This window comes from Nitrosovibrio tenuis (assembly GCF_900109785.1).
GTDB lineage: Bacteria > Pseudomonadota > Gammaproteobacteria > Burkholderiales > Nitrosomonadaceae > Nitrosospira > Nitrosospira tenuis_A.
The window spans coordinates 1-2259 of the sequence record NZ_FOBH01000027.1 but is presented as its reverse complement, the minus strand read 5'-3'; the positions used below and the strand labels follow the sequence as shown (position 1 = coordinate 2259).

Below are 2259 nucleotides of genomic sequence, written 5' to 3'. Positions count from 1 at the left end.
CTGGGGAACCTCTACCCGAGGTTCCCATACTAACCGGGACACCGGGACACCGGTTCGCCGCCGTCCAAAGACGAAGGTGGATCGGTGTTTTTTTATCTGCTGGTCAGAAGAAAAGCACGAAGCAGTTTGTCAGGATGTTCCGCGGGGACAATAACGACTCACAGTTGGCCCGCAGAGTTGAAGCAAACCGCGTCGATATTATGGAATTGATTATATCAATAGTTGTAATAGAACGAGGCTGGCATACCAGCGATCTCATCTGAAAAATCGGACTTTGCTACAGACCGATTTCTAAATGCATCGGCGAGACGTCGAATCCCCGCTCGAATCTGGTACTCGTTTAGCGAAGAATAACCCAGCACGAGCGTACGCGCGCTATAGCCACAATTCCCGAAATCGTAAGCGGTCCCCGGACCGATAGCATAAACACCTACCCCGTGATGTCGTGCGAGCGCCTGTAGTCCCGGAGCATCAGGATAGGAGTCCGGAAGGTGCCAAGCCAGGTGCAGCCCGCTCTCCAGCCCGGAAAGCTGTGCCGCGCCGAAATGTTCGCGTAATGCTTCAATGAGGCAATCGCGACGTTTACAATAGATATTGCGCATGCGTCTCAAATGGTTGCCGTAGGCGCCGCTTCGAATAAATTCTCCCATTGTTGCTTGGTCCAGCCAGGCGTGCCCATTATTGAGCAGTGCCTTGGCTGAACGAGCCGCAGATATTAACGTTTTAGGTACGACGAGATAGCCTAGGCGCAATCCGGCGCCCATGGATTTTGAGAAGGTTCCCAGATACATTACACACCCGTAGTCATCCAGACCCATCAGTGCCGTCAGGGGCGAACCGCGATAGCGGAAATCGGAGTCGTAGTCATCCTCGATGATATACGCCCCGCAGCGCCGGGCCCAATCCAGCAGTTTCAGGCGCCGTTCAATTGGCAGTGTGAAACCAAGGGGATATTGATGGGAAGGGGTAACATACAGAAGCGCCACACCATCCTTTGGCAAGCGCTCCACATCCAATCCCGATCCATCAACGGGTACTGGAATTAACTTTGCATAATAACTCTGGAAGAGGAATGCGGCACCGTGGTAGCAAGGATTCTCCGTGGCAACCGGGGTTCCATCCTTTACAAGTAACCGGGCAGCGAGGTTCAGGCCTTCCTGAGAGCCGGCAGTAATAATTATCTGATCAGGCGAGACGCTAATTCCCCGTGCTACTCCGAGGTGATCGGCAATAACTTCTCGCAGCTGGGGCAATCCGCCAGGATCGCAACACTCTGTAAAATATGTGCGGCTCGAGGTAAGCATCCTGTTGAGAAAGCGGCGCCATATCTTATGCGGAAACAAGTCCAGATCAATTCTGTCTGGACAGAAATCGAAGTCAAGGTGCTGAGCAGCTGCTCCAGCCTGTGGCTGACCAATAAAAGGAATTAATGGACGATTCATGAGCTCGCCATGGGCAGGAGCTGAAATCGTAATTCTGCGCGTCGCTGCAAGACAGGTTTCGGGTAACTCAAGATTTACATAGGTCCCAATTGCCTTCCGAGCCTGAAGGTAGCCTTCTGCAATTAAACGGTCGTAAACCAGCAAGACGGTGTTTCGCGAAATCCCAAGCTGCTCAGCCAGCACTCGGCTGGCAGGGAGAACTGTTCCAGGTTTCAGTCTGCCTCTCAGGATGAGGTGGCGCAATTGCTCGAAAATTTGGCCCTGTAGCGATTGAGGGCTGTTATGGTCAAGCTCAATAGGGATTGCCATATTGTTTTTCGGCAGCACGGTCTGTGTCCTGGATTCTGGTCCTGAATAAATACCTAATTTTGGCATATCCATGGCGTTAACGTAACCCCTCCTCCGGGGTAAATTAGGGATTTGGGCGCGTCCAATTACAACAGGTGCTCTGAAAGAGCAGTGCTATCGAAACCGGCCCGCTATGGTGCCGGAACAATGAAAACGGTGGGAAAAGGTGGAAACAGGTCTGGACTTGCCTGGTTCGATGGCCGACTCAGCCGAGTTTCAGTGACGGACTGAGCGGGGAATCCGGTAGGGAGCTGAGCCATCAGCGGTAGTTCATAGCCCAGCTGCCAACTCGTTCGATAAACAGTGATATAAAACTTGTTCGGTGTTTCGGTGCAAGGAAGCGTTAGAGATGGTCAAAAAAATAGACAAAGGCGACCCGATCGCCCACCGGGCGATCAGGCGATCGGATTGAGTTATTCCTCGTCTTCGTCCTCGTCCTTGGACTTCTTTTCGGGTTTGATGACCATCT

General features: G+C 52.4%; 1 protein-coding gene. It reads right to left on the bottom strand.

What is annotated here, in order from left to right; genetic code table 11:
- Positions 1-215: 215 nt before the first annotated feature.
- A complete protein-coding gene (gene pdxR / locus BMX00_RS14215) occupies positions 216-1823 on the bottom strand; it encodes a MocR-like pyridoxine biosynthesis transcription factor PdxR (protein WP_245728103.1) in 1608 nt (535 codons plus the stop codon).
- Between the last annotated feature and the right edge of the window lie 436 nt (positions 1824-2259).

Bases quoted from the DNA above. Each gene is read 5' to 3' on its own strand.
- pdxR (WP_245728103.1), bottom strand. From the start codon at position 1,823: ATGGATATGCCAAAATTAGGTATTTATTCAGGACCAGAATCCAGGACA.